The organism is Agriterribacter sp. (assembly GCF_035497235.1).
Classification (GTDB): domain Bacteria; phylum Bacteroidota; class Bacteroidia; order Chitinophagales; family Chitinophagaceae; genus Agriterribacter.
Genome location: NZ_DATJEB010000024.1, coordinates 21,099 through 46,832, shown reverse-complemented (window position 1 = coordinate 46,832; position 25,734 = coordinate 21,099). Strand labels below are relative to the sequence as shown.

28 protein-coding genes are annotated in these 25,734 nt (G+C 42.3%); 9 read left to right on the top strand and 19 right to left on the bottom strand.

Features of this window, described 5'->3' with window-relative positions:
* Positions 1-27: 27 nt before the first annotated feature.
* From VL121_RS07210 to VL121_RS07160, 11 genes are all read right to left on the bottom strand, one after another.
* Positions 28-1,359 (bottom strand): cryptochrome/photolyase family protein, encoded by a 1,332-nt coding sequence (locus tag VL121_RS07210; RefSeq protein WP_325403669.1) that lies wholly within the window; start codon positions 1,357-1,359, stop codon positions 28-30.
* Complete coding sequence (locus VL121_RS07205) at positions 1,349-2,128, bottom strand: hypothetical protein (protein WP_325403667.1); 780 nt, start codon at positions 2,126-2,128, stop codon at positions 1,349-1,351. Before VL121_RS07205 ends, VL121_RS07210 begins: the two co-directional genes overlap by 11 nt.
* 12 nt (positions 2,129-2,140) lie before the next feature.
* Positions 2,141-2,860, bottom strand: coding sequence for a lycopene cyclase domain-containing protein (locus VL121_RS07200; RefSeq protein WP_325403665.1), 720 nt, complete (start codon positions 2,858-2,860; stop codon positions 2,141-2,143).
* The gene (locus VL121_RS07195; RefSeq protein ID WP_325403663.1) at positions 2,857-3,330 is read right to left on the bottom strand and encodes a sterol desaturase family protein; all 474 of its coding nucleotides are present in this window, start codon (positions 3,328-3,330) and stop codon (positions 2,857-2,859) included. The genes VL121_RS07200 and VL121_RS07195 overlap by 4 nt, the downstream gene beginning before the upstream one ends.
* Complete coding sequence (locus VL121_RS07190; protein ID WP_325403661.1) at positions 3,311-3,790, bottom strand: SRPBCC family protein; 480 nt, start codon at positions 3,788-3,790, stop codon at positions 3,311-3,313. The genes VL121_RS07195 and VL121_RS07190 overlap by 20 nt, the downstream gene beginning before the upstream one ends.
* A 79-nt stretch (positions 3,791-3,869) precedes the next feature.
* Entirely contained in the window at positions 3,870-4,706 is an 837-nt protein-coding gene (locus tag VL121_RS07185) for a phytoene/squalene synthase family protein (protein ID WP_325403659.1), read from the bottom strand.
* Positions 4,690-6,186, bottom strand: coding sequence for a phytoene desaturase family protein (locus VL121_RS07180; RefSeq protein ID WP_325403657.1), 1,497 nt, complete (start codon positions 6,184-6,186; stop codon positions 4,690-4,692). The genes VL121_RS07185 and VL121_RS07180 overlap by 17 nt, the downstream gene beginning before the upstream one ends.
* A gap of 24 nt (positions 6,187-6,210) precedes the next feature.
* Positions 6,211-7,110, bottom strand: coding sequence for a MerR family transcriptional regulator (locus tag VL121_RS07175; RefSeq protein WP_325403655.1), 900 nt, complete (start codon positions 7,108-7,110; stop codon positions 6,211-6,213).
* Between the two features lie 293 nt (positions 7,111-7,403).
* Positions 7,404-7,886: a hypothetical protein gene (locus VL121_RS07170; RefSeq protein WP_325403653.1), complete on the bottom strand. Its 483-nt coding sequence runs from the start codon at positions 7,884-7,886 to the stop codon at positions 7,404-7,406.
* A 7-nt stretch (positions 7,887-7,893) separates the two neighbouring features.
* Positions 7,894-9,741, bottom strand: coding sequence for an aspartate--tRNA ligase (aspS, locus tag VL121_RS07165; RefSeq protein ID WP_325403651.1), 1,848 nt, complete (start codon positions 9,739-9,741; stop codon positions 7,894-7,896).
* 197 nt (positions 9,742-9,938) lie between these two features.
* Positions 9,939-10,400 (bottom strand): hypothetical protein, encoded by a 462-nt coding sequence (locus VL121_RS07160; protein WP_325403649.1) that lies wholly within the window; start codon positions 10,398-10,400, stop codon positions 9,939-9,941.
* Positions 10,401-10,416: 16 nt separating this feature from the next.
* Here VL121_RS07160 and VL121_RS07155 point away from each other — a divergent pair, with 16 nt between their 5' ends.
* The 5 genes from VL121_RS07155 to VL121_RS07135 all read left to right on the top strand — a co-directional run bounded on the left by VL121_RS07155 (position 10,417) and on the right by VL121_RS07135 (position 15,283).
* On the top strand, positions 10,417-10,563 hold the full coding sequence (locus VL121_RS07155) for a hypothetical protein (RefSeq protein ID WP_325403647.1): 147 nt from the start codon (positions 10,417-10,419) through the stop codon (positions 10,561-10,563).
* Between the two features lie 10 nt (positions 10,564-10,573).
* Positions 10,574-12,142 carry a S10 family peptidase gene (locus tag VL121_RS07150; protein WP_325403645.1) on the top strand — a complete coding sequence of 523 codons (1,569 nt, stop codon included), beginning with the start codon at positions 10,574-10,576 and terminating at the stop codon, positions 12,140-12,142.
* A 296-nt stretch (positions 12,143-12,438) separates the two neighbouring features.
* Positions 12,439-13,059, top strand: a complete 621-nt coding sequence (locus tag VL121_RS07145) for a collagen-like triple helix repeat-containing protein (RefSeq protein WP_325403643.1) — start codon at positions 12,439-12,441, stop codon at positions 13,057-13,059.
* Between the two features lie 530 nt (positions 13,060-13,589).
* Positions 13,590-14,069 (top strand): cupredoxin domain-containing protein, encoded by a 480-nt coding sequence (locus VL121_RS07140; protein WP_325403641.1) that lies wholly within the window; start codon positions 13,590-13,592, stop codon positions 14,067-14,069.
* Positions 14,070-14,212: 143 nt separating this feature from the next.
* A complete protein-coding gene (locus VL121_RS07135) occupies positions 14,213-15,283 on the top strand; it encodes a toll/interleukin-1 receptor domain-containing protein (RefSeq protein WP_325403639.1) in 1,071 nt (356 codons plus the stop codon).
* Between the two features lie 345 nt (positions 15,284-15,628).
* On the opposite strand, the gene VL121_RS07130 is transcribed toward VL121_RS07135, so the two are convergent.
* The 8 genes from VL121_RS07130 to VL121_RS07095 form a co-directional block, all read right to left on the bottom strand.
* Complete coding sequence (locus VL121_RS07130; RefSeq protein WP_325403637.1) at positions 15,629-16,153, bottom strand: DUF6799 domain-containing protein; 525 nt, start codon at positions 16,151-16,153, stop codon at positions 15,629-15,631.
* Between the two features lie 223 nt (positions 16,154-16,376).
* On the bottom strand, positions 16,377-16,676 hold the full coding sequence (locus VL121_RS07125) for an iron-sulfur cluster assembly protein (protein ID WP_325403635.1): 300 nt from the start codon (positions 16,674-16,676) through the stop codon (positions 16,377-16,379).
* Between the two features lie 86 nt (positions 16,677-16,762).
* On the bottom strand, positions 16,763-17,185 hold the full coding sequence (locus VL121_RS07120; RefSeq protein WP_325403633.1) for a SufE family protein: 423 nt from the start codon (positions 17,183-17,185) through the stop codon (positions 16,763-16,765).
* A 71-nt stretch (positions 17,186-17,256) separates the two neighbouring features.
* Complete coding sequence (locus VL121_RS07115) at positions 17,257-18,504, bottom strand: aminotransferase class V-fold PLP-dependent enzyme (protein WP_325403631.1); 1,248 nt, start codon at positions 18,502-18,504, stop codon at positions 17,257-17,259.
* Positions 18,497-19,789 carry a Fe-S cluster assembly protein SufD gene (gene sufD / locus VL121_RS07110; protein WP_325403629.1) on the bottom strand — a complete coding sequence of 431 codons (1,293 nt, stop codon included), beginning with the start codon at positions 19,787-19,789 and terminating at the stop codon, positions 18,497-18,499. The genes VL121_RS07115 and sufD overlap by 8 nt, the downstream gene beginning before the upstream one ends.
* Positions 19,790-19,808: 19 nt before the next feature.
* The gene (sufC, locus tag VL121_RS07105) at positions 19,809-20,570 is read right to left on the bottom strand and encodes a Fe-S cluster assembly ATPase SufC (protein WP_325403627.1); all 762 of its coding nucleotides are present in this window, start codon (positions 20,568-20,570) and stop codon (positions 19,809-19,811) included.
* A 121-nt stretch (positions 20,571-20,691) separates the two neighbouring features.
* Positions 20,692-22,140 carry a Fe-S cluster assembly protein SufB gene (gene sufB, locus VL121_RS07100; RefSeq protein WP_325403625.1) on the bottom strand — a complete coding sequence of 483 codons (1,449 nt, stop codon included), beginning with the start codon at positions 22,138-22,140 and terminating at the stop codon, positions 20,692-20,694.
* A gap of 32 nt (positions 22,141-22,172) precedes the next feature.
* Entirely contained in the window at positions 22,173-22,499 is a 327-nt protein-coding gene (locus VL121_RS07095) for a HesB/IscA family protein (RefSeq protein WP_325403623.1), read from the bottom strand.
* Positions 22,500-22,619: 120 nt separating this feature from the next.
* On the opposite strand from VL121_RS07095, the gene VL121_RS07090 reads away from it, so the two are divergent.
* The 4 genes from VL121_RS07090 to lpxK all read left to right on the top strand — a co-directional run bounded on the left by VL121_RS07090 (position 22,620) and on the right by lpxK (position 25,729).
* Entirely contained in the window at positions 22,620-23,462 is an 843-nt protein-coding gene (locus VL121_RS07090; protein ID WP_325403621.1) for a DUF3822 family protein, read from the top strand.
* On the top strand, positions 23,453-23,998 hold the full coding sequence (locus VL121_RS07085) for an RsmD family RNA methyltransferase (protein WP_325403619.1): 546 nt from the start codon (positions 23,453-23,455) through the stop codon (positions 23,996-23,998). Before VL121_RS07090 ends, VL121_RS07085 begins: the two co-directional genes overlap by 10 nt.
* Positions 23,999-24,093: 95 nt before the next feature.
* Positions 24,094-24,663 (top strand): 5-formyltetrahydrofolate cyclo-ligase, encoded by a 570-nt coding sequence (locus tag VL121_RS07080; RefSeq protein ID WP_325403617.1) that lies wholly within the window; start codon positions 24,094-24,096, stop codon positions 24,661-24,663.
* Entirely contained in the window at positions 24,653-25,729 is a 1,077-nt protein-coding gene (gene lpxK, locus VL121_RS07075; RefSeq protein ID WP_325403615.1) for a tetraacyldisaccharide 4'-kinase, read from the top strand. Before VL121_RS07080 ends, lpxK begins: the two co-directional genes overlap by 11 nt.
* The last annotated feature ends 5 nt before the right edge of the window (positions 25,730-25,734 follow it).

The window sequence follows — 25,734 nt, the reverse complement described above, 5'->3', positions numbered from 1 at the left end:
AATGGTTAAATAAAAAACCTGTTCTTTCTATCCGTTATACAGTGATTTTTTATACACTTCCAGTGTCCGCTTTCGCGCAAATTCGTGCGCTACGATGGGTGGCAAATAACCAGGTTTGAAATCTTTTATCCATGTTTTAATATAAGTCAGTTGGGGGTCAAATTTTTGGGTTTGCGTGGCCGGATTAAATATCCTGAAATATGGCGCGGCATCGCATCCGCTACCCGCTACCCACTGCCAGTTTCCGTTATTTGAAGCAAGTTCATAATCCAGGAGTTTCTCTGCAAAATACGCCTCGCCCCAGCGCCAGTCAATGAGCAGATGTTTGGTTAAAAAACCGGCCGTAATCATCCGAACCCTGTTATGCATCCACCCGGTTGCATTCAGTTGGCGCATGCCTGCATCTACAATGGGGTAACCGGTTTCACCTTTGCACCAAAGTTCAAATTCTGCTTCATTATTTCTCCATTGAATATGGTCATACCTTTTTTTAAAACTGCTGTTTACAACATAAGGAAAATGAAAAAGGATCATCATAAAAAATTCTCTCCATATCAACTCATTTAACCACTGTTCGTTTAGCCGGCAGGCAAGTTTTACCAGTTCACGTATACTTACCGTTCCAAACCGCAAATGAATACCCGCGCAGCTTGTTCCGTTCAACGCAGGCTGATCGCGGTTTTCATGATAGTATGCGATCACCTGTTCTTCCAGGTTTATGGGGGGGATCTGCAGGTCTGCTTTTTCAAACCCCATTGCTCTTAAAGTGGGAATAGGGAAGGGTTTTGTTTTAAAGAAACGGGATAAATGTGCTTCACTTCGGTAAATGGTTTCTTTCTGCTGCGCATATTTTTGCTTCCATGTTCTTGAATAAGGCGTAAAAACAGTATAGGGGTTGCCATCCGGTTTTATTACCTCTGATTTTTCAAAAATCACCTGGTCCTTGTACGTATGGAAGGGGATATTTTTTTGCAGCAGAAACTGTTGTATTGCTGCATCTCTTTCAATGGCGTAAGGTTCGTAATCGTGATTACAAAAGACCTCTTTTATGTGGAATGCAGTACATAGCTTTTTAAAAGCAACCATGGGTTCATCGTACAAAACATATAGGGAGGATGCATTTTCATTTAACAGGGTATTTATTTGCTCAAGGGTTTGATGTATGAATGCAATGCGTTTATCCTTTTTATCAGAAAGATGATTGAGGATATGGGTATCAAAAATAAACACGGGCAAAACAGGGTATGAGCTGTTTAAGGCATGATACAGCGCCTTGTTGTCATTCAGCCGCAAATCCCTTCGCAGCCAGCATATATTGATTGGAGTTTTAATACCGTCAGGGAGAGCACTATTTATCATGCACAACTTTTTTGGACTTTACTGCCTGCAGTACACAACTCACCAATAGTATACCTGATGCAATAAAAGCGGTTTGCACTACCGGTGTGCTGCTGCCCTGGTTATTTAGGGCAATGGCTACCAGAGCCCATATGCCTACCAAGGCATATTCCCACATCCTTCGGTTCCACGTCATAAAAAGATTAATGATCACGGCAGCACATATCATGATAATAGTCCAGCTAACTTCCGTAATCCCGAAACCATTCCATTTTATTTTGACTAAGTAAGCGGCGATATTGGCGATCAATGCAACGGTGATCCACCCGGAGTATAGGGAAAAAGGTAACCAAACGAACAAGGATTTTTTAAACGTGCTCCGTTCCATTTTAACGTTCGTTGCAATAACGATTCTAAATAAAGCTACCAGGAGTATGATCATGATCAATACGGATAATCCGGTATAGTCATAGAGCCATGCAAAAATCCAAAAACAGTTAGCCATGCAGGAAATAACAAACCACCAGTCAATTTGAGTAACAAAACCGGTGTCGGTTGATTTTTTTTTGAAGGTGCCGGCAAGCCCATAAATGACAAAGGCAAGTAGGGCAAGGTATATCAGTCCCCATATCGAAAATGCATATCCGGAAGGCGTAAAGAGATTTTGATAGCGGTCCGATACATCCTTCATCGTGTTATTATTGAATATCCCTGTATTGGAAAGGTAATTAATGATTATGGTGACAATAAGTGCTGCGGCGTTGCATATGCTTAATTGTTTTGCAGTCATATGTTTTTCATTTTAAACCGTTTTGTAATTGGTTTCTTCTGCGCCTTCTTCGCTTTTCTTTTCCAGCCGCAGGTAAAAAAACAGGTAAGCCAGCATGAGCTCCAATCCAAAAAAGGCATCTTCTAAAGGTATAGTAAAGACACGAAGGCCAAGGTTTTCCGAATCATTATAGCGTACAACGGGCTCTTCCAATCCAGTTCCGGTAAGAATCCCATTAACTACAAAAAACGGAATTAAAAGGATTGCATATACGCTTACGGCTTTTCCAAACCAGGTAACCCTGCATACGAACTTTAAAAGGATACAAACAAATGCTGTGCTTATAAAAGTAACAAAAGTGTACAATTTCTCTTTAAATATATACGCTGCTACTACCAGGAACAGTGAGAAAAATATACAGAAAAAGAATTCTACTCTCTTGTTCCAGGCAAGATTATAAAATCGGTTAAAGCAATAATAGGTAAATACACAGGAGAAAGGAATGCAGATAAAAAAAAGTATTTCTTCAAGAGGCAGTTTTAAAAGAAATATTCCTGTAACATACCGCGGATTAAAATCCCAAACTCCGTAATGTGTAAAAATAACGTCCCATGCTATAAAAATTATAGATACGGGAATACTGGCATAAAAAAAGGCTTTCCAGTTTTTATAGAATTTTATTCTCGGGTGAAAGGAAAACAGCAGGGGTATAATAACCGAGAAGAAATTAACCAGCAGGTAAAGAAATTTCATGATGCACTTTTTGTTTTGGAACTCCGGAAGTATTTAAAGGGTATGAACAGCATCCCAAAACATTCCCCGTCTTCTTTACCCAGGTGCTTGTGGTGCATTTTATGGGCTCTGCGTATTGCTCTTAAATAAGAGTTATCGGTATTCCGGAAAATTTTAAAACGTTGGTGAATAAAAACGTCATGAACCAGGAAATAGGCCATGCCATATAAACTAATGCCAAGTCCACACCAGAAAAGAAAGTTAAAATGATATATAACACCCCAAAAAAGGCCGGCTATGCCCGGTAATGCAAAGATGAGGAAGAAGAAATCATTATGTTCAAAAAAGCCCGATGATTCTTTTTTATGATGATCCTTGTGTAAACGCCATAGGAATTTGTGCATAATGTATTTATGGGTAAACCAGGCAACGGCTTCCATACCGGAAAAGGCAATCACAACCATCAGTATTTTAGCGATTACTGTTTCCATGATTCATAAATAATTTGTTTAAAACGTTCTTTCTGTACGCAAAGATCTTTTCAATTTTTTTTCTCACTGTCAGCAGGTGAGCTATTCGGCCCAGTATTCCAAAAGGTAAACTATACTTGATTTCATCTGTCATTAGTACGCCATTATCCTGTTTAATAAAGGTATGTGTATGTTCCCAGCAAGTATACGGTCCCCTTAGTTGTTTGTCGGTGAACATCATCGGTTTTCTAACCTGGCATATTTCAGTTGTCCAGCGCAGCATAATACCCAAAAAAGGCCTTATCGTATAATCAATAATCATTCCTTCGTAAATCCCGTTATGCGTGGGAACGGTTAGCATTTTAAAGTGAAGTTCGGGAGGTGTTATCACTGCAAGGTTTTGGGGCGATGAAAAGAAATCCCACGCAGTGCCGATGTCTACAGGCAAAAACTGTTCTGTTCTATAAATAAATGGATTCATTGTTTAACATTTTAGCAAACTATTCAGGTTGTGATTAACAACATCGGCACTTACAGCCGGTATAAGCTCATTATCCGCTTTATATCCAATGCATTTTATATTGCAGCATGCTGTTAAGCAGTATGCCAATTTTTTTTCCATTATTAATTCTTATCCTTTCCGTGAATATCTTTTGGGGGGGCATTTTTTTTATTTTATTGAATAAGGACCGGTAATATACATATGCGAGGTAAACGCCGCCCCTGGAGGAAGCGGGGAGTTTTTTAATGCCGGTTAAAGCTATTTTAAAATCCTGCTCAATTTCTTTTTCAATTTGCTTTTTTTGGGTTCCGCTAAAAGCTGTCATATCTACCTCCGGGAAGTAGCTTCTTCCCAGCACCTGGTAATCGTCTTTCATATCCCTTAAAAAGTTTACTTTCTGAAATGCAGCTCCCAGTTTCATGGCATATAATTTCAATTCGTCATACATTTTTATGTCTCCGCCGGTAAATACCTGCAGGCACATTAAACCCACTACCTCTGCAGAACCCAAAATATATTGCCGGTACTTTTCAGGCGTATACTCTACTTTTTCCAAATCCATTTCCATGCTGCAAAAAAAACTTTCAATCAATTCAGGTTTTATGTTGTACCGATGAACCGTATCCTGGAAAGCATTTAAAATAGGATTGACCGATATCCGGTTTACTATCGCTTCATTGGTTTCCTGCCTGAATTTTTGAAGCAGGGATTGCTTGTCGTATCCTTCAAAACTATCTACTATTTCATCGGCAATTCTTACAAAGCCATATATGGAATAAATACTATTGTGTAGCCTGTTATTCAAAAAGTAGATACCCAATGAAAAACTGGTACTGTAGGTGCGGGTAGTCATTTTGCTTACCTGGGCGGACAAATGATCAAATAGCGGCTTCATGCTTTTGTTTTTTGAGGTATTTTAGTAACTGTTCTGCTGCAATTTTTCCGGAAATAAGAGAAGGTGGAACGCCGGGACCCGGAACAGTGAGCTGCCCTGCATACAGGAGGTTTTTTATTTTTTTATTCCGGATACTGGGTTTCAATATAGCCGTTTGCATTAATGTGTTGGCCAGTCCGTACGCATTGCCTTTATAGGCGTTAAAATCAGTAATGAAATCGTTGAGGCAATAGCTTTTTTTGTAATCAATGTATGTCATTATATCCTCGCCGGTTTGCTTTTCGAGGCGTTGCATCATTATTTCAAAATACTTTTCCCGCAGTATATTATTATCCTCCAGTGCAGGAGCCAATGGCATTAAAAGAAATAAATTCTCATGCCCGTAAGGCGCTACTTCATTATCTGTTTTGGATGGGCAGCATACATAAAACAGGGGCTTTACCGGCCATTTTGGGTATTTGTAAATGTCTTCAGCATGCTGTAAAAGCGGCTCTTCAAAGAATAAAGTATGATGCTGCAACAATGCTATTTTTTTACTAACACCAACATAATAAATGAGGCAGGAAGGAGCAAGCGTTCTTTTACCCCAGTAGGCTTCCGTATAATTCCGGTGCGATACAGGGAGCAACGCGTTTTCAATATGGTGGTAATCGGCTGAGCCTATTATCGCATCAAACGCATTTTCCGTTCCCTTTATAATAACCCCCCGGACAAGATTGTCTTCAACCACAATTTTTTCAACCGGGGTATTGAAATGAAAGTGGACGGACTGTTTTTGGCATACTTGCATCATGGCTGCGATAACTTTCCCAAATCCACCCTGGGGATACCAGGTTCCGAGTTGTAATCCCGCATAATTCATCAAGCTGTACAAAGCCGGCGTTTGCCGGGGCATTGCACCCAAAAACAACACGGGAAATTCCATTAAGGCAATCAATTTGGGATTCGAAAAATATTTGCGTACGTGTTTGCTGAAGCTGGAAAACAGCTGCAAACGCATGGCTACTTTTATTAACTGGGGATCGGCAAATTCCAGAGGCGATAAACCCGGCATATACGCCAGCTTTCGCATTCCCGTTTCATACTTATACCGTGCCTCCTGCATAAATGCTTCCAGCCTGCGTGCACTTCCGTTCTCTATGGATTCAAACAGGTCGCATAATGCACTATAACTTGCAGGAATGGTTAGTGTTTGCTGCCCGGAAAAAACAATATCAAAAGAAGGGTCAAGTAATGTTAATTTATAAAGTTCCTCAACCCTGTATCCGAAATCATTAAAAAAACTTTCAAATATATCCGGCATCCAGTACCAGCTTGGACCCATATCAAATAGATAGCCGTTATCTGTTTTCAATTGCCGTGCCCGGCCACCTGCCGTTTCATTTTTTTCAAATACATGCACTTCATGACCAGCCGCTGATAAATAAGCGGCTGCGCTTAAACCGGAAAATCCTGAGCCAATGACTGCAATTTTGGACATGAAGCGTTGTTTATATTTTGTTGACTAATTTATAACACTATTACTTGCCAGTTGCTGTTCAAGGTCTGCAACAGAAGCCAGCCATTGAACATTTTTTGGCGTTTTAACCTGGGTGAGGATTTTATGTTGGCAGGCTACAAATATTTTTTTCGATTTAAAACGGCGGGCTATCTCATTGAGGTAATCTTCCGTATCACGGGGTAAATTGTTATGTACCAAAAAGAGCAGCAAATGCTCTGGCAACAATTGATCCACAGCTTCATTAAGGGATTCAACTGGCAGATTAGCTCCCATGTAAATAGCCTTTGAACCCGAAAGCCTGATCAGGTAGGAAGCATGTAATAAACCTATTTCATGAAACTCATTTTCGGGTAAATACAATAACCAGCAATCCGATCCGGGCTTTGCGGGAGGCAGCGCATCAATTGCTGTAAAAAACTTTTGACGCAGTAAATTGCTGATAAAATGTTCCTGTGCAGGAGGTATTGAATCCTTTGTCCACAAGAGTCCCAGTCGTACCAGCATCGGGTGTATCACTTTTGTGTACGCTTCTTTCATTCCATACTTGAGGAGGCAGTGAGAAAATGTTTTTTCAAAATGTATTTCATCGTAGCTCATGCCTGCTGCTATAAGCTGGGAGATAAAATAGCCATCTGCTTTATCGTTGCCGGTATTATCGGGCAGATCGTCCAACAGTTTAAAAATTTGTTTATCGGACATTGCGCATAGCTCCGACACTTTATGCCTTTGTTGCTGCAAACTAACAATATTCAGCAACCTCCTCAGTTGCACATTGTCATAATATCTTGTGTTTCCTTCAGAACGATCAGGCTTGAGGGCATTATAACGCTGCTCCCAAATTCTGATGGTATGTGGCTTAATTCCCGAAAATTGTGCAAGCTGGGAGATCGAAAACAAGTCCATTTTTTATGTTTAAATTTTTATAAAAATATTTAAACAAAATGAATTTGCGAAATTTTTTCCCCATTATTTTTAAGAAGGGCGGGTGTGCTGAAAAAGAAATGTCGGGCATTTTCATTTGAATATGGGGAGAAAGGGGTTAGTTATGCCGATGTTTAGCTTTGCCGGTGAGATACATGTAATCACAATAGCATAATGGCTTCTTTTCGTGGTAATAGCCCGAAAAAAGTTTGAGACAACTATTTTTTGGAGAGTTGTGAACAGCCGTTATAATAGCTGTGTATGGGGGTGTTAGGTTACTCCTGCTGTTTTGATGCCAGGTACCATTTCAGCAGCCTTATGCTCAGCAATACATTCGCTGCAATGCCTATACTAAACAGCAGCGAAAATATGCCCGCCCCCCTGATGGCGGCAACAAGGTCAATGCCCTCGGGTTTAAAAGGAAGTTCCACCTGCTTTATTACTTCTTCCGCATTTTGAATGATCACTACCGCGTTGCCGATATTGAGTATGGCAAAAAACAAAGCCATGAAGCCAATAAATTTTATACCTGTTGGCGTTTGTTTGTTTAAAGGAATGTTAGGGTACTTAATACTTTTGCGTAACTGCAGTGCGGCATAACTATGCAAAACAATAGACCCGGTTAGCACTACCGAAACCAGCAAAATGGAAGCATTGGGTGTGGACAGCATGCTGAGCAGCCCGCCGGCCACCAGTATTCCCCCTACAATGAGGTTGATCCACGATAATATATTCGATATTTTTAATGTTGTTTTCATATGGGTATTAAAGCGATGTCTGATCTATTGTTTTTAAATGGATAGAAAGTTCTTCTAATTGTTCTTCATCAATAGCAGATGGGGCATCCAGCATCACGTCTCTTCCGCTGTTATTTTTTGGAAAGGCGATAAAATCGCGGATGCTTTCGCTGCCACCCAGTATGGAGCAAAGGCGGTCGAACCCAAAGGCAATACCTCCATGCGGCGGCGCACCATATTCAAAAGCGCCTAATAAAAAACCGAACTTATATAGTGATTCTTCCCTGCTCATGCCCAGCGCGGCGAACATTTTTTCCTGCAGACCCCGCTGGAAAATACGGATGGAACCACCGCCAATTTCATTTCCGTTCAGCACCATATCATAGGCGTTGGCTTTAATAGTAGCGTATGGATGTTCCAGGTATTTTGCCGCGTCTTCAATAACGGGCGAATGGTTGATCATAATGTTAATATCGGAAGGCTTGGGTGAGGTAAACGGATGATGCCGCGCTACCCAGCGGTTAGCATCGGCTGCATATTCAAACAATGGAAAATCAAGTACCCACAACAGTTTAAATGCATTGTCTTTTCTCAAACCGAGCCGCTTGCCCATTTCCAGCCGCAGCTCACTGATGGCCTTCCGGGTTCTTTCTTCAGCGCCGGCAAGTATTAATACCAGGTCGCCGGCATTTGCTTTTACCCCTGCAGCAATGGATCGCAGTTTTTCTTCATCGTAAAATTTATCCATACTGCTTTTAAAGCTGCCATCGGCATTGCATTTTATAAAGGCAAGGCCTTTCATGCCGATCTGCGGGCGTTTAACCCATTCCGTTAGCTCATCGGTTTGCTTGCGCGAATATTCACTGCAACCCGGCACGGCAATGGCTACAAGGGTTTCCGCTTCGTTGAATACAGCGAAGCCACCATCTCCGATGAGCGTTTGAGGAATGCTTTGCTGCCTGCCGGGAAATACATGTGCCGGTACTTTTAAATTGGCCACCGGCATGCCAAAACGTATATCTGGTTTATCGTTACCATAATCCCACATAGCATCTTCCCAGCTCATCCTTTCCACCTGTTCCGTATAATCAATGCCTTTTACATCTTTAAATATTCGTTTAATCAGCCCTTCAAACATACTGAGTATATCCTCCTGTTCAACGAAGCTCATCTCGCAGTCAATTTGCGTAAACTCCGGCTGGCGGTCTGCCCGCAGGTCTTCATCCCTGAAGCATTTCACTATCTGGTAGTACCGGTCGTAGCCACTTACCATAAGTAGCTGTTTAAAGGTTTGCGGACTTTGTGGCAGGGCGTAAAACTGCCCGGTATTCATGCGCGAAGGCACTACGAAATCCCTTGCGCCTTCGGGTGTTGATTTGATCAAAAAAGGGGTTTCAATATCCATAAAGCCGTTCTCGTGCAGGTAGTTCCTGGCAGAACGGCTTGCGGCATAGCGCAGCTCGAGATTGCGTTTAACCGCATTGCGGCGCAGGTCGAGATACCTGTATTTCATACGCAGATCATCACCGCCATCAGTATCATCCTGTATCGTAAAGGGCGGGGTAGCCGATTGGTTGAGAACAGTAAATGACAGTACATTTATTTCTATTTCACCCGTAGAAAGATGGGTGTTTTTATTGCTGCGCTCTATAACAATACCCTTGGCCTGTATTACAAATTCTCTGCCCAGGGGATGTTCTTCCAGTTGCCGGTTCAGTTCTTCCCCGAATAATAATTGCGTAATGCCATAGCGGTCGCGCAGGTCAACAAAGGTAATAGCGCCGAACTTCCTGATGGTTTGTACCCAGCCGGCAAGGGTAACTTCTTTCCCTGTATCCTGTATATGTAATGCCCCGCATGTATGTGTCCTGTACATTCTTGTATTTTTGAGGACTGCAAAGGTAAATCATTTAAGCAGGATAGCAGGATTTGTGGTTTGTGATTTATGATTTGGTGTTCGGATTACGGCTGCCCGCTGTTAGCTAACAGGCGAGTAACTATTAACAATAGGACGGGTACTCTTTCTTTCACTTTTCTCTTTTCACGTCTCACCTTTTTCTTCTCCTTCGAATTTTATTCACCATTCGTTCCCTGCATTGTAGAACTTACCCGAGCCTCTTCTTCCCTTACCAGCTCCGATGCTTTTAACAACATTTGTTTCCGGAGGCTTTTTTTATGCCCCAGGAACAGGTAATAATAAGCGAGTATGCACAAGCCTCCCGAAAAAGGGATAAGCGCAAGCTGTCGTGCTCCCCAGGCGCCTTCATCCCAGCCATAAAACTCTCCCGTCATCCACAGGCAGTTGGCAGTGATCCATAGCACTACAGCCAGGTTATGCAGTAATTCGGCGGTTAATTTACGCGTTTGCCAGGTAATGGTAATGGCTACGGTAAGTGTGGGTGCAATCATAATCATGCCCATAATGTGGAAATCTAAAGCCCAGCATATATCCTTCAGCAGCCATAATAAGATATGCAGGTTTTCTATACGTCTGAAACGCGCGGGAATGCTGTACACTTCGCTGTTGTTATTCATGCAATCAAATCAAAAGATGAAAAGAATACTTGCAGGCGATAGCCTTAACCTGTCAAAAATAATTTTTTATTGGAATCAACGCGTAAAGGAAGCAGGTATTCTTGTTGCGATGTGTTATAAAGAATATTTAATACTTTTAAGCATGACTGGCTTTAATGCTTAAACCTGCCTGTATGAAAAAAATAATTTTTTGCTTCGTTTTTTTCCTGGGATATTTCCCGGCATTGTTTTCCCAAAAGCAAAACAATAAGCCCGCTGAAACGCCTTCGTTGCCAACGGCTAAGGAAACGGAAGTACTGGTGCGCAAGCTGAATATAGATTCCGCAGTTACTGGAAAGCATACGGCCATTATTAAAGGTCAGCGCGTGCTCTATACCGTTACGGCGGGCACTATACCCGTTTGGGATGAAAATGACAAACCCATTGCAGGTGTGTTTTATACTTATTATGAAAGAACTGACGTGAGTGACCGTTCAGCCCGTCCGCTGGTTATTTCGTTCAATGGCGGCCCTGGCACACCATCGGTATGGATGGAGATCGGCTATACCGGTCCGCGGATACTGAAAATAGATGATGAAGGTTTTCCTGTTCAACCCTATGGTATCAAGGATAATCCGTATTCCATATTGGATGTGGCGGATATTGTATACGTAGATCCGGTGAATACCGGCTTTTCCAGACCGGTGAACAAAGAAGTACCCCGGACAAAATTTTTTGGTGTAAATGCCGATATCAAATACCTGGCGGAATGGATCAGCACTTTTATCAGTCGTTATAAACGCTGGGCTTCCCCCAAGTATCTCATCGGAGAAAGCTATGGTACAACAAGGGTGTCGGGACTGGCACTGGAACTGCAGAATGCGCAATGGATATACCTGAACGGAGTGATACTGGTTTCGCCAACAGGGTTGGGCATTGAAAGGGGAGGAGTAATGGACGCTGCGCTGCTGCTGCCCTATTACGCTGCAACAGCCTGGTATCACAAAATGCTGCCTGCCGATTTACAGCAAAAAGATCTTACCACTATGCTGCCCGAAGTGGAAAAATTTGCGGTAAATGAATACCTCCCTGCTTTGGCCAGAGGAGGATCGCTCAGCGAAACCGAAAGGAATCAGGTAGCGGCTAAGGTTGCCCGTTATTCGGGGTTAAATATAAAAGCGGTGCTGCAGAACAATCTTTCCATTACCACTAATTTTTTCTGGAAAGAATTATTAAGAGATAAAGGCTATACCGTTGGACGGCTGGATTCGAGATACCTGGGCGTGGATAAAAAAGACGGCGGTGAACGACCGGATTACAATGCGGAGCTCTCCGCATGGCTGCATGCTTTTACACCTGCTATAAATATTTACCTGCGTGATGAGCTGAATTATACAACAGACCTGCCGTATAATATGTTTGGAAATGTATTTCCATGGGATAATGAAAACAATAGGACCGGTGAAAATCTTCGCCAGGCGATGGCGCAAAATCCCAACCTGTATCTGCTGGTACAAAGCGGGTATTACGATGGCGCCTGCGATTACTTCAACGCCAAATACAATATGTGGCAAATAGATACGGGTGGAAAATTGCAGCATCGCATGACCTGGGAAGGTTACCGGAGCGGGCATATGATGTACCTGCGTAAAGCAGATCTGTTTACTAGCAACCAGCACCTGCGCGATTTTATTTTAAGAACAATTCCTACGCAGGGAGAAGGAGCGAAGTATGGAAGGGGAGAGGGGAGAGGAGAAAAGTAAGAGAAGGAAATCCCGGGCTTTTTTGTGATCGGGGATTTAAGGTATGAGATGCCGGGTGTACCTGTTACAGGTTGCAGGTTACAAGAAAAAATCGGTTTCAATTTTGAGTTTAGGCCAATTCTCCCCAGTGTCTGTTGTGCAAAGCTGTATGAGCGGCACACGATGCTGCGGGAGTAGTAAGAGAAAGTAATACTTACACACTGCAGCATCTCCGGCAAACGCACAAAACCTGAGGGGAAAAGAGAAATTCTTTAATATATCGCTTTATTTAAATATATTTAAGGCTAAAAGCGTTTATGAAAAAAAAATCATTCTGCTATTGGTCTTTAATATTTTTCTTCTTCTCACTTCCCACTTCGCTCATTATTTCATCATGCAGTAAAACCGGGCCCGAAGGCCCTGCTGGTGCACAAGGCGTTCCCGGACCGCAGGGCGCTCCCGGACCAGAAGGTACGAAAGGAGATGCTGGCAGCGCCAATGTGTTTTATTCTGACTGGACTGCTTTTTATGACGGTTCCAGTTGGAGCAGCGCTACAAATGAGTATGGGATAATAATTAGAAAATATCCGGTTACAGAGCCTAAAATAACTGACGCTGTTATTGATCAGGGGGCGGTGATGGTATATGCAAAATTCACAAGTACGCCTTCTGAGGCCAATCCACTCCCTGTTACTTTTGCGAGCAGTTATAATGGTATTTTGGCAGAATTAAAGTTTCGTTTAAGTGCAGGATCTATAACATTAATTCATTCGCTTATTACCCGCCCGGATATTGATCCTGGGGCAATAAACTACCAGAACAGCTACCGGTACATTATAATCCCCGGGGGAGTTCATGCCAGGCATGCTTCAACCGTGCCTTTGCCCGATCTGAAAGACTACCATGCCGTATGCAAATATTATGGGATTGCAGAATAAGCTTATGCCTCTTTTGATTCACCGCAGTGTGTGTCGTGCAAAGCTATGTGAGCGGCAGACGATGTTGCGGGAATATTACGGATGGTGAGGGGTGATTGAATAAACATTAAATCGTATATTTATGAAGTAACAGATTATATGCTGTTGCGGATATTGATTTGACAAAGAAAAGGTAATAATAGCACACCGCAGCGTCCCCTGGCAAGCGCACAGAGTCTTCTGAAGGGAGACAATGCAGAGAAAGAATGAAGTCCTTGCAAGCGTTGAACTTCTCTCAAAGGAATAGTAAAAAATATAACAATATCGGCATGGGAAAACATTAACCAAAGCGGAAGAGCAGATTATGCAAGTATTGGATCATTTGAAAAGAGTTATTTACTATTCATGAGTTTCTGGCAGGTAGGGAAGCGGTGAAAAACGGGTAAACGGAAGGACTTTGCCCGTCTACTGTTAGCAACAATTTTCAACAAACAGTTTAATTATATCGTTAGTCATTTTTTTTGCATCATCTAATAAAAAGAAGATTAGCCGTGATTACTCATCAGAAAAAACAACGATTCGCATTTGCAAGCCGTAGACTGTTATTACCGCTTGCCGTTTTACTGGTAATTGCCTTTGCCGCAAAAGCCGAAAAGAATAAGTTTTCTGTTTCCCAGCTTGTTAACGCGGAGAGACGGGATACGGTAAACGCTTCATTCCCTGGCGGGGAGCGGGAACGGGCAAAGTATCTAAGTCGCCTGATTAATGCAGACAAGTTTTATAAGGACTCCATCCAGAATAGGCAGGGTACTGTAAACGTTCAGTTTACGGTAGATGAAACCGGCAATTTAAAAGACTTTGTTCCTATTGAAGGTGACATCCCCTACATTACCAATTTGATAAGCAAATATTTGAAAGAAGGTCCTATATGGACCCCGAAAAAGATAAATGGAAAACCTGTACTGTCAACTCAACAGGTGCTGCTTAAAGTTTCGGTTGACAAATGGGGAATTATGAAATTTGAATTTTAACGATTCTGTTGCAGGCTAAGTACTGTGACTGTTGATAGCCTCCGGATTCCGGCTTTTCAGTAATACGTGCGTGGGGGCCTTACAAAAGAATAGCCTTTCATTTCTCGCTTTTAAACTGTATTTTCAGGTAACTATATTGCCCGATGCGGTTAAAAAAAATTTTCTTTAGTTATTCCAGGGACGATGGTTCGGATTTTGCTCTGCAGCTTGCGCTGGATCTTAAAAAAGAGGGCTTTCATGTTTGGATTGATCAGCAGGATATCAGGGCAGGATCGGAATGGGACCTGGAAATCGAAAAGGCGCTGGAAACCTGCGATTGCTTACTATTTATAGAAACGGAAAAATCTGTAAGCTCCAATAACGTGCTGGATGAAGTGTATTATGCGCTGGGGCAGCAGAAAAAAGTGATACCCGTTATTCTCCGCGACAGCAAAACGCCTTTCAGGTTGCAACGGTTACAGCATGTAGATTTTACGAAAGATTATAATACAGGACTGGCCCATTTACTAAGTGAATTGAAAGACAGCGCTGCTACTGTTTTTTTTCAACCGGGAGCGCGTGAAGGACAGCAGAAAATTGCTATACCATTTTTTACAAAAGCTTCATCGCTTATATTAATCATCACTTTTTTTGTTATTGCAATAGCTGCGGTTGTTATGTATTCAGCAAAAAACAAAAAAGCGGTAAAGTTGGACACGGGTTATAAAACGGGAAACAATTCAGAAAAAAGGATAGCAAACTTAAATGAAACCTTTGAGGGCGACTGGCAACTGGTTGATGTGGAACCCGGGGCCGCATCACAAAGTGGCTATCTGAAGATCGAAGACCTGGATGGAGAACAAGTGAAGATCAAAAGTTATGTTCAATTCTACTACATTAAAACAAACGACACTGCTTTTTTAAGCATATTTAACGGATTTGCCGGATGCACATCCTGTGTGTTACAGGAGGAAATGAAAATTATAGCCGAAGACATTGCAATTGCCACGCAGCGGTATGAAATTTTAAAACAAGATCAGCCAGACGCGGGAAAGGCAGGCGATACAGTTATGAATACCGGCTCCAATACATCCATCCGGGCATCTGTTGCATTGCACCTGCGGGATGCTGCAACAATAGTAATTAAAGTACAACGTACTACTCCTGCCGAACTTTCTTATGGAATGGTGCTTGAGCCTTTTGTATATTCATTTTATTTCAGGAAAGTGAATTGAAAAAGACTTTAACCGCGGTTGCTCAATTCTCCGCAGTGTCTGTTATATAAAGCCACTGGGAGGCAAACAACGCTACGGGAATATTACGGATGCAACGGGTGATTAAAACATTAAATCATAAATTAGGGTTATAACCTATGAGTGTACGCAAACAAATAGCAGATCCCTGTGGCACTTACTTCATCACATTTACCTGCGCCAGGTGGCTGCCATTCGCACACCGGAGTGTCTCCGGCAAACGCACAAAGTCTCCTGAGAGGAGACGTTGCGGAGAAAAAATGCGTGGCGAACCTCACTATCGTCAGTGAGGTTCGCCACGCATAACGTGAAGCAAAAATATTATAATTAATTTTTAGCAGAGTCAACCAATTCTTTGGCTTTTTTACCTGCTTTATTCGCTCCTTCTTTAACGGCTTTACCTGCATCCTTTGCTCCTTCTTTCACAGCTTCCCCTGCATCTTTTACAGCTTCCTTCGTAGCATCCCATGCGTTAGAAACAGCCTTGCCTGCTTTATCAAAAAAGCGGCCGGTCTTTTTTACAGCTTCCCCTTCTTTAAGCGTAATGGTCTTACCCTCTTTCCTGGCATCGCCTTTTACCGTAATTACTGTACCATCGTCCAGCGTAATATCTTTTTCAGCTTCTACCCATGTTCCGTTTTTATAAACAAGTAATTTTTCGTTTTGCCACTTCATATCACCTTCTTCGGCCTGGTACGTTGCGGCGGCATCCATATCTGTATGCGTATGATCAGCCGGTAGCGTTTGCAGTGTAGCCGTATCATCGCCGCTCATTGTTGCATCTCCGGATGAATTGTTATTACAGGAAACGACAGCAACTGCAATAGCAGCGAAAAAAAATATCTTTTTCATATAAGTTCTGTTTAGCTAATAGTTATCCAAAAAAGTGCCAGATATGAAATAAATGAATGATCATCCCGCTTATGAATACACAGGCGTACGCCCACATTTGTTCATTAACAAACGATATTCAATCCGTGGAAAAAATGCCCCGTATAGCGGAACGATATGCTATATTTGTGATCGTCTGGGAAGCGATAATAAAAATGCGCTGCGAAACTGCCAGCTCTGCTCACTACAAAAATCCCAACTCCAGCTTGGCTTCTTCTGTCATCATTTCCCTGTTCCAGGGCGGGCTAAAAGTAAGATGTACATACACATCCGTTACGCCTTCAATGGCTTCTGTTTTTTGCTGTACTTCTGCTACGATATCGCCGGCAACGGGGCAGCCAGGTGCAGTAAGCGTCATAATGATCTTTACTTTACCATTGTCATCAGCCTGCAGCTCATATACCAGTCCCAGGTCCATAATGTTTACAGGGATCTCCGGGTCGTACACTGTTCTTAACACTTCTTCTATTTTATCGTAGAGCATGGTATACGGATTTGTAGTTTATAGTTTGTGGTTCATGGCATGTTTTCGTTTTGCAGGGTGTATTCAATTTTCAAATTCCCACGTTCTCACATTTCCACATTCATCAAAGCTACCCCATACATTTTCATCTGCTTCAGCATAGACAGCAGCCCGTTGGAACGGGTAAGTGATAAGTGGCTTTTTAAACCAATGGCGTCTACAAAATATATTTCAGCTCCTGCAACATCTCTCGGTGATTGTCCGGATAATACCCGTACTACCATGCTTACCAATCCTTTGGTGATCACCGCATCGCTGTCGGCAGTAAAGAATATTCTTCCATCCTTATACTCAGCATGCAGCCATACTTTACTCTGGCAGCCTTTGATCAGGTTTTCCTCTTTTTTATACTGCTCATCAATCAGTGGCAGGTCTTTACCCAACTGAATGATATATTCATACTTTTCCGTCCAGTCCGTAAAAAAACCGAATTCTTCTATGATCGTATCCTGTTGTTCTTTTATAGTCATTATACATTTGCTCCTTACTGCAAAATTCAGCACTTTTAAGTGATTTTGGACGGAGAGAAAAAGATAGCCGGTTATTCCAGCATGCGTTTGGCTTTTTCAATGCCATCCATCAATGCATCTACCTCAGCCTTTGTATTATAAAATGCAAAGGAAGCCCTTACTGTTCCGGGAATATGAAAGAAATCCATAACCGGTTGGGTGCAATGATGCCCCGTTCTTACAGCAATGGATTGTTTATCTAATATTTCGCCCAGGTCAAAAGGATGGATATCACCCACCAAAAAAGATATGGCGCCGGAACGATGCTTAGCGTCGCCAATGAAGCGGAGGGAAGGTAAAGCAGCAAGCCGGTCGTAAGCATAGGCCACTACTTCTTCTTCCGCCTGCTGAATAGCGGGTATACCAATATGTTGTATATAATCTATTGCGGCACCCAGTGCAATGCCGCCGGAGATGTTGGGCGTACCCGCTTCAAATTTAAAAGGCAGTTCGTTATAAGTGGTTTTGGCGAAAGTTACATTTTTGATCATATCTCCGCCGCCTTCATAGGGAGGCATTTCATTGAGCCATTTTTCTTTCCCGTATAAAATACCCACGCCGGTGGGGCCGTATAATTTGTGGCCCGAAAAAGTTAAAAAGTCTGCATCTAATTCCTGGATGTCTATAGGTATGTGCTGGATAGCCTGCGCCCCGTCTATTAAAACCGGTATGTTTACAGCATGCGCTTTCTGTATAATTTCATGCACAGGATTTACAGTACCCAGGCTGTTGGAAACATAAGTTACAGCTACTATTTTTACCTTATCCGTCAGCAGTTCATCAAAGCGCTCCATCTTTAATTCGCCACGCTCATTAATAGGTATTACTTTTAATATTGCTCCTTTTTCTTCACAGATCAACTGCCAGGGAACGATGTTGGAATGATGTTCCATAGCGGAGATCAATACTTCATCTCCTGCTTTTAAAAATTTTTTTCCAAACGAAGCGGCTACCAGGTTAATGCTGCTGGTAGTGCCTTTGGTAAAAATAATTTCGTGTTCATGGCGGGCATTAATATAACCTGCCACCTTTCTTCTCGCCACTTCATAGGCTTCCGTGGCCTGCTGACTTAAAAAGTGAACGCCGCGGTGTACATTGCTGTTGTATTGCGTATAATAGTTATGGAGTGCATCCAGAACAGCCTGCGGCTTTTGTGTAGTGGCCGCATTGTCTAAATAGATCAATGGTTTGCCGTACACTTTGGTTTGCAGTATCGGAAAGTCTTTCCTGATCTTTTCAATATCCAATACGCTGTCTGTTATAGACTCACTGTTAGTCATATGCTTCTGCCATTTTACGGGTAATCAGTTTTTCAACATATTCTCTTACGGCAGGGATTTGGATTTTATTGGTAACATCAAAGGCAAATGCTTTTACCATCAGGTTTCTCGCGGCTGTTTCGCCAATGCCTCTCGACTGCAAATAAAACAACGCTTCTTTGTTGAGACTGCCTACCGTAGAGCCATGACTGCATTTTACGTCATCCGCGAAAATTTCTAACTGTGGTTTTGAATCTACTATTGCTTTATCGCTCAGCAGCATATTATTGTTTTGCTGAAAAGCGTTCGTTTTCTGTGCATCCTGGTCAACAAATATCCTGCCGCTGAAAATGCACCTGGCACTGTCTAACAGCACGCCTTTATATAGTTCATTGCTCAGGCAGTTGGGAAACAGGTGATTGACCGTGGTGTGGTTATCTGTTAATTGCCCGGCGCCGGCGAGGTATAAGCCATACAAATGGCTTTCGGTGTTGGTACCGTTCAAATCAAGATGAAGATTATTACGCACAAAAGAAGCATCGGGCAATATATAGGTGTGATTATTATACAGGCTGTTGCTTTGCTGCACAGTTTTATTAAAGTTAACTAAGTGTGCGTTAACTGGGGCGATCTGCAGGTTGTAGTGGTCTGCCTGCGCGTTTTCGGCCACATAGCATTCCGTAACAGTGTTTACAAATAAAGGCTTATCGCCTATTACCACCACCGATTCAATAACTTGTATTTTACTGCTCCTGTGTGCGATAATTAAAATTCTTGGCTGAATAAAAACAGCTTCTTCCGCATTGTATACGTGCGTAATATGAATAGGTTTATCGCAAATGCTGTTTTTCTCCGCTTCTATTACAATACCATTTTCAAACAGCGCCGTGTTCAAAGCAGCAAAAGGATGTTTTTGTACGTTAATACGTTTGCCTAAGTAGCTTTTCAGGTCATCATTCTTTAACGCGGTACGGAGTGGCAGAATTTTTACGCCGGGTATGTTCACATCTTCATTAAGCATACCATTTTTTAAAACCACTTCGTAAGCATCTAACGAGGGTATTTGTACCGTACCGTGCAGCTTGTGTAAAGAAGCCGCACCGGGCTGAAGACGAAAATCTTCCTTTAAAAAAGGAGCTATGTTGGTAAACCGCCACTCTTCCAGCCTGGTGGTAGGAAATCCTTTACCGCAAAACGCTTCAAAAGCGTTATCCCGTAAGGGTTTTAGCCAGTTATTATCCTGCGTTGTTTCTTTTTCCCTGTATAATGTAATAAACTGGTCGTATAGTGATGTAGTTGTAATCATTTTAAAATTGCGTTAATCATCAAACCGATGCCGTTGTAGCGGGTTCCTTTATCCAGTCGTAGCCTTTTTCTTCCAGTTCAAGCGCTAATTCTTTAGTGCCCGATTTTACAATTCTGCCATCATATAATACATGCACAAAATCGGGAACGATGTATTCCAGTAAACGCTGATAGTGCGTAATTACAATAAAGGCGTTATTTTCGGAACGTAATTTATTTACGCCGTTGGATACAATGCGTAAAGCGTCAATATCCAGCCCTGAATCCGTTTCATCTAAGATGGAGAGTTTGGGATTGAGCATGGCTAACTGAAATATTTCATTCCTTTTTTTCTCACCGCCTGAAAAACCTTCGTTTAAAGAACGGTTAGTAAGTTTGGCGTCAAACTCTACTAATTTCTGCTTTTCCCTGGTTAAACGAAGAAATTCTTTCGCTTCTAACGGCGGTTCATTATGATAGGCTCTTATTTCATTTAAAGCGGTACGCAAAAAGTTAATATTGGAAACCCCCGGTATTTCAATCGGGTATTGAAAAGCAAGGAACAGGCCTTCCCGCGCCCTGTTTTCCGGAGAAAGCTCCAGCAGGTCCTTGCCATCAAATGATACTTCTCCGCCGGTAACTTCAAAGTTTGTACGGCCGGTAAGCACTGAAGCAAGGGAGCTTTTTCCGGAGCCGTTCGGTCCCATAATCGCATGTACTTCGCCTGCATTTATCTGCAGGTTAATACCTTTTAATATCTGCTTATCCTCAACCTTCGCCTGTAAATTTTTTATGCTTAACATGGTATATTGCTGTGTTTCTTATTTTATATAATAACTCCTTTCGGAACTGAGTTCGTTAATTGTTTATATAGACTGTAACAATAAAATGCCTTTATGCTCACTTCTTACCCCTTACCACTCCCTATCCTACACTTCCTTCCAGTGTAATAGATAAAAGCTTCTGCGCTTCTACTGCAAATTCCATGGGTAACTGGTTCAGCACTTCCTTTGCATAGCCGTTCACAATAAGCGCCACTGCTTTTTCGGTGTCTATTCCCCGCTGGTTCAGGTAAAAAATCTGGTCTTCCCCTATTTTTGAAGTAGTAGCTTCATGCTCAATTGTAGCAGATTTGTTTTTAGATTCAATATAGGGGAAAGTATGAGCGCCGCAGCGGTCTCCAATCAATAAGGAGTCGCATTGGGTGAAGTTCCTGGCGTTTTCCGCCCTGCTGCCCACCTGTACCAGTCCGCGGTAGCTGTTTTGTCCTTCACCGGCTGATATACCTTTTGATATGATGCGGCTTTTGGTACCCTTGCCAATATGGAACATTTTAGTACCGGTGTCGGCAATCTGTTTGTTTTTAGTAACTGCCACTGAATAAAACTCACCGCTCGAATAATCGCCCTGCAAAATTACGCTGGGATATTTCCATGTAATAGCCGAACCGGTTTCTACCTGCGTCCATGAAATTTTGGCGTGGGCGCCCCGGCAAACACCCCGCTTGGTTACAAAGTTGTAAATGCCTCCTTTACCCTCTTTATCGCCCGGATACCAGTTTTGTACGGTACTGTATTTAATTTCCGCGTTTTCAAGCGCTATCAGCTCCACCACTGCCGCATGCATCTGGTTTTCATCGCGTTTGGGAGCGGTGCAACCTTCTAAGTAACTTACATAGCTGCCTTCATCGGCAATAATAAGGGTGCGCTCAAACTGGCCTGTATTTTCTGAGTTGATCCTGAAATAAGTAGATAATTCCATAGGACAGCGAACGCCTTTGGGTATATACACAAAGGATCCATCGGAGAAAACAGCCGCGTTTAAAGCAGCATAAATATTATCGGAATAAGGCACAACCGAACCCAGGTACTTTTGTATCAATTCGGGATGTTCCTTTACTGCTTTGCTTATAGATGAGAAAATGATACCCTGCTCTTTCAGGGTTTCCTGGAAGGTGGTTGCTACGGAAACGCTGTCAAAAACGGCGTCAACCGCTACCCCGGCCAATACTTTTTGTTCTGAGAGGGGAATACCCAGCTTTTCAAATGTGGCAATAAGCTCGGGATCCACCTCATTCATATCTTTGTACTTTGCCTTTGATTTGGGAGCGGCATAATAGGAGATGTCCTGGAAATCAATTTTTGGAAGTTCAAAGTTCTGCCAGTGGGGTTCGGGCTGCTTTAAAAAAGCCTGGTAGCCTTTCAGGCGCCAGTCAAGCAGCCACTGGGGTTCCGTTTTTTTAGCGGATATGAAATGTACTGTATCCTCATTTAATCCCCTGGGGGCAAAATCCATCTCAATGTCAGTCACAAATCCAAATTCATACTCCTTATCACTATATTCCTCTAATATATCTGCACTGTTATTAGCCATAATTATAATGTATTGTTCTGAACTGCCCGAACCTATACGGCGAAGCTTTCTCCACAGCTACAAGTTCTGCTGGCATTCGGATTTTTAAAAACAAGCCCTTTTCCGTTTAGTCCTCCGGAATAATCCAATTCGGTACCGTACAGGTATAAAAGGCTTTTCATATCTACAACTATCTTAATACCTTTGTCTTCGTATAATTCGTCCCCTGCTTTTCTTTCTATATCAAAATGCATGTTGTATTCGAGCCCGGAGCATCCTCCGCCTTTAACACCCACCCTTACAAAGGTTTCGTTCTCTCTTTTTTCTTCTGCCATCAACCGGTCTAAGTAGTCTTTTGCAGAAGCAGAAACTGTGATCATAATAAATGATTTATACTATTTGCGAAGTTACGATTTTTGCGCGTAAGAATATTGTCGCAAAGCGGAAAACTAAGAAATATAGTATAAAATGTGTTATTATTGCGGCAATAAATCATAAGCGTGAATGTTGCATACCAGATACAGGTGCCGGTTAGCGAAATAGAGGATGCCGCCCAATGTAATTTATATGTTGAAGTAGCGGCGGATCATCTCCTTTTTGGCATATTAGACAATAATAAGCATGAATTCATCGCATTGCAATATGTTAACCTCGACAAATACAATGCTTTTAATCATTGTAAAGAGCTGATTTATCACAATGAATGGCTCGCCCGGTCGTACAATAAAGTAACCGTGGTGTATTATTTTCCCGAAAGCGTACTGGTTCCCGGGCCGCTATTTGATACGGGTTTAAATAAAACCGCCCTGGATATTATGTATGGCGATCTGAACAAAGGCGAAATACTGACGGATGATATACCCGGCTGGAACTTATACAATGTGTACAGGGTGCCGGCGGCATTGCACCAGTTGCTGGGCGCGCATTTTCCCAAAGGACATTTTTATCATGCATACAGCGTAGTATTAAAAAGGAAAGCGCAAACCATCAAAAAAACAGAAGGCGATGAAGCTACGCTGATCTTTTATCCCAATAAGCTCCTTTTTGCATTGTTCAGGAATGGCGGTTTGCAAATCATCCAGACTTTTGAATACGAAACGGCTGAAGATGTTACCTACCATTTGCTGAATGCCTGCCGCCAGTTTGAGGTAAATTGCGGACAAATTGCGCTGAGCGTATCAGGGCTTCTGGATGATCATTCATCGGTGTATTCCGAACTACTGAAATATTTTTTGCATATTGAACTGGATGAGCGTCCTGCGGAGTTTAAATATAATGGAGCTTTCGATGAATACCCGCTTCATTTTTTTTCTTCCTTATTTAATACTGCATTATGCGAATAATTGGCGGAACAGCGGGGGGCAGAAGATTTAACCCGCCTGCTAAAATGCCATATACCCGGCCAACTACCGACATTGCTAAGGAAGGCCTGTTTAATATCATTGAAAATAACCTTGATATTACTGCTTTAAAAACACTCGATCTTTTTGGCGGAACAGGGAGCATCAGTTATGAACTGGCTTCAAGAGGAGCTAAAACGCTTACTGTTGTGGAAAAAGATCCAAAGATGCATGCTTTTATCACAAGGCATATGGAAGCTTTTGGGTTTGAGCATATGCAGATCGTTAAAATGGATGTTTTTGCATTCCTGCTTCAGTGTAATGAACAGTTTGATTTTATTTTTGCAGGCCCACCCTATGCCCTTGGAAATATTGACGACCTGCCGGTTGAAGTGTTTAAGCGCAACCTCCTGCTCAGGAAGGGCTGGTTTGTGCTGGAACATACGCCGCGGAATAACTATGAGAAACATCCTTATTTCAAAACAGCGCGGCATTACGGCACAACGGTGTTTTCAATATTTGTAAACAATGAGATATGAGCTATCAGCCGTGAGCTTTCAGCCGTCAGGAACAAAGACACGCTGCTGACTGCTCACTGCTGATCTGATCGCTCACGAATCTGACAGCTAAAACCATGAACAAAAAAGAGCTCCGCAATATTTACAGGCAAAAAAGGCTGCTCCTGGGGGAAGCGGAAACTGATAAAATGCAGGATCTGATTATGATACGTTTTCAGGAGCTGGCGCTGCCCTTCCTGCATTACATGCATACTTACCTGCCTATGGATATACAAAAAGAGGTGGATACTTATCCTGTTATGGAATTCCTTAAATTTTCTAATCCGGGCCTGAATATTGTTGTACCTAAAACGCACGTTGAAAGCAACAGCATGACGCATTATATATATGATGAAAACACGGTTTTGGTTAAAAATGCGTATCATATCATGGAGCCGGCGGGAGGACAAACAATAAACAGTGCCGATATTGACCTGGTGCTGGTTCCGCTGCTTGCTTTTGATGAACGGGGCTACAGGGTGGGGTATGGAAAAGGTTTTTACGACAGGTTCCTTTTGCAATGCCGTAAAGATGTAATTAAAATAGGGTTATCTTTTTTTCAGGCGGAACCCCTTATTGATGATACTGATGAATTTGATATACCTTTAACCCATTGCGTAACACCACAAAAGGTATATGAATTTTAGTTCTGTCTGGCTTAGATCGTTTCGGGTGTTGTTGTTTCCATTCGCCTTATTATATGGAATTGCCATTAAGATAAGGAATTATTTATACGATAATGAGATCATTCAATCCATTGAATTTAACTTCCCTGTAATATGCATAGGCAATATTTCCGTGGGTGGCACGGGCAAGTCGCCCATGGTAGAGTACCTGTTGAGGTTGCTGATGCACCGTTATAAAACAGCTACGCTAAGCCGTGGCTATAAACGCAAAACCCGGGGATATGTGCTGGCAGACAATAAAACTACGGCCCTTGATATTGGTGATGAGCCTATGCAGTTCCATATTAAATTTCCCGAGGTAGCGGTAGCGGTGGGTGAAGAACGCGCTATCGCTATTCCGCAATTGCTATTTGACCGCCCGGAAACGGATGTTATTATATTAGATGATGCTTTGCAGCACCGTGCGGTAAAAGCGGGTTTTAATATTTTACTTACCGATTGCAACAATCTTTTTACCAGGGATATGTTTTTACCCACCGGCGATTTACGCGACAGCAGGAGCAGCTATAAAAGAGCCGATATTATAGTAGTTACAAAATGCACCGATAATTTTAGCAGTGCGCAGAAAGAGGAGATCAGGGCGGAAATAAAACCCACCGCCGGGCAGCAGCTTTTTTTTACCGGCATCCGGTATGGAGCGCCCTACCATATTATTTCAAGAGGCATCAAACGCATGTCTAAAGAAACAGAAGTTTTGCTGGCCTGCGGTATTGCCAATCCCGGCCCGTTAAAACAACACATCCAGGAGTCCTGCGCCAGTTACGATGCTATCTATTACCAGGATCATTATATTTTTACTATTGATGATCTCAAAGAGATCCGGCAAAGGTTTGAAAAGATAGCAGCACAGGATAAAATGATTATGATAACGGAAAAGGATGCGGTAAGATTAGTGAAGTTTGCCGCGGCACTAAAAGATATGCCGGTGTACGTACAACCTATTGAAACCTATTTTTTATTTAATGAATCGCAACGGTTCAATTTTTTAATTGAAAATTTTATAAAGGACTTTAAAATAAAATCCTGATCGCA

What these genes read in the sequence shown, in the direction of transcription:
- VL121_RS07180 (WP_325403657.1), bottom strand. Translation starts at nt 6,186, where the DNA reads ATGTCCAAAATTGCAGTCATTGGCTCAGGATTTTCCGGTTTAAGCGCA.
- sufC (WP_325403627.1), bottom strand. Translation starts at nt 20,570, where the DNA reads ATGTTAAGCATAAAAAATTTACAGGCGAAGGTTGAGGATAAGCAGATA.
- VL121_RS07120 (WP_325403633.1), bottom strand. Translation starts at nt 17,185, where the DNA reads ATGACTATAAAAGAACAACAGGATACGATCATAGAAGAATTCGGTTTT.
- VL121_RS07150 (WP_325403645.1), top strand. Translation starts at nt 10,574, where the DNA reads ATGAAAAAAATAATTTTTTGCTTCGTTTTTTTCCTGGGATATTTCCCG.
- VL121_RS07190 (WP_325403661.1), bottom strand. Translation starts at nt 3,790, where the DNA reads ATGAATCCATTTATTTATAGAACAGAACAGTTTTTGCCTGTAGACATC.
- VL121_RS07115 (WP_325403631.1), bottom strand. Translation starts at nt 18,504, where the DNA reads ATGACTAACAGTGAGTCTATAACAGACAGCGTATTGGATATTGAAAAG.
- sufB (WP_325403625.1), bottom strand. Translation starts at nt 22,140, where the DNA reads ATGGCTAATAACAGTGCAGATATATTAGAGGAATATAGTGATAAGGAG.
- VL121_RS07080 (WP_325403617.1), top strand. Translation starts at nt 24,094, where the DNA reads ATGAACAAAAAAGAGCTCCGCAATATTTACAGGCAAAAAAGGCTGCTC.
- VL121_RS07145 (WP_325403643.1), top strand. Translation starts at nt 12,439, where the DNA reads ATGAAAAAAAAATCATTCTGCTATTGGTCTTTAATATTTTTCTTCTTC.
- VL121_RS07170 (WP_325403653.1), bottom strand. Translation starts at nt 7,886, where the DNA reads ATGAAAACAACATTAAAAATATCGAATATATTATCGTGGATCAACCTC.
- VL121_RS07135 (WP_325403639.1), top strand. Translation starts at nt 14,213, where the DNA reads ATGCGGTTAAAAAAAATTTTCTTTAGTTATTCCAGGGACGATGGTTCG.
- VL121_RS07125 (WP_325403635.1), bottom strand. Translation starts at nt 16,676, where the DNA reads ATGCTCTACGATAAAATAGAAGAAGTGTTAAGAACAGTGTACGACCCG.
- VL121_RS07185 (WP_325403659.1), bottom strand. Translation starts at nt 4,706, where the DNA reads ATGAAGCCGCTATTTGATCATTTGTCCGCCCAGGTAAGCAAAATGACT.
- lpxK (WP_325403615.1), top strand. Translation starts at nt 24,653, where the DNA reads ATGAATTTTAGTTCTGTCTGGCTTAGATCGTTTCGGGTGTTGTTGTTT.
- VL121_RS07155 (WP_325403647.1), top strand. Translation starts at nt 10,417, where the DNA reads ATGAAAAGAATACTTGCAGGCGATAGCCTTAACCTGTCAAAAATAATT.
- VL121_RS07160 (WP_325403649.1), bottom strand. Translation starts at nt 10,400, where the DNA reads ATGAATAACAACAGCGAAGTGTACAGCATTCCCGCGCGTTTCAGACGT.
- VL121_RS07130 (WP_325403637.1), bottom strand. Translation starts at nt 16,153, where the DNA reads ATGAAAAAGATATTTTTTTTCGCTGCTATTGCAGTTGCTGTCGTTTCC.
- VL121_RS07210 (WP_325403669.1), bottom strand. Translation starts at nt 1,359, where the DNA reads ATGATAAATAGTGCTCTCCCTGACGGTATTAAAACTCCAATCAATATA.
- sufD (WP_325403629.1), bottom strand. Translation starts at nt 19,789, where the DNA reads ATGATTACAACTACATCACTATACGACCAGTTTATTACATTATACAGG.
- VL121_RS07175 (WP_325403655.1), bottom strand. Translation starts at nt 7,110, where the DNA reads ATGGACTTGTTTTCGATCTCCCAGCTTGCACAATTTTCGGGAATTAAG.
- aspS (WP_325403651.1), bottom strand. Translation starts at nt 9,741, where the DNA reads ATGTACAGGACACATACATGCGGGGCATTACATATACAGGATACAGGG.
- VL121_RS07085 (WP_325403619.1), top strand. Translation starts at nt 23,453, where the DNA reads ATGCGAATAATTGGCGGAACAGCGGGGGGCAGAAGATTTAACCCGCCT.
- VL121_RS07195 (WP_325403663.1), bottom strand. Translation starts at nt 3,330, where the DNA reads ATGGAAACAGTAATCGCTAAAATACTGATGGTTGTGATTGCCTTTTCC.
- VL121_RS07095 (WP_325403623.1), bottom strand. Translation starts at nt 22,499, where the DNA reads ATGATCACAGTTTCTGCTTCTGCAAAAGACTACTTAGACCGGTTGATG.
- VL121_RS07200 (WP_325403665.1), bottom strand. Translation starts at nt 2,860, where the DNA reads ATGAAATTTCTTTACCTGCTGGTTAATTTCTTCTCGGTTATTATACCC.
- VL121_RS07205 (WP_325403667.1), bottom strand. Translation starts at nt 2,128, where the DNA reads ATGACTGCAAAACAATTAAGCATATGCAACGCCGCAGCACTTATTGTC.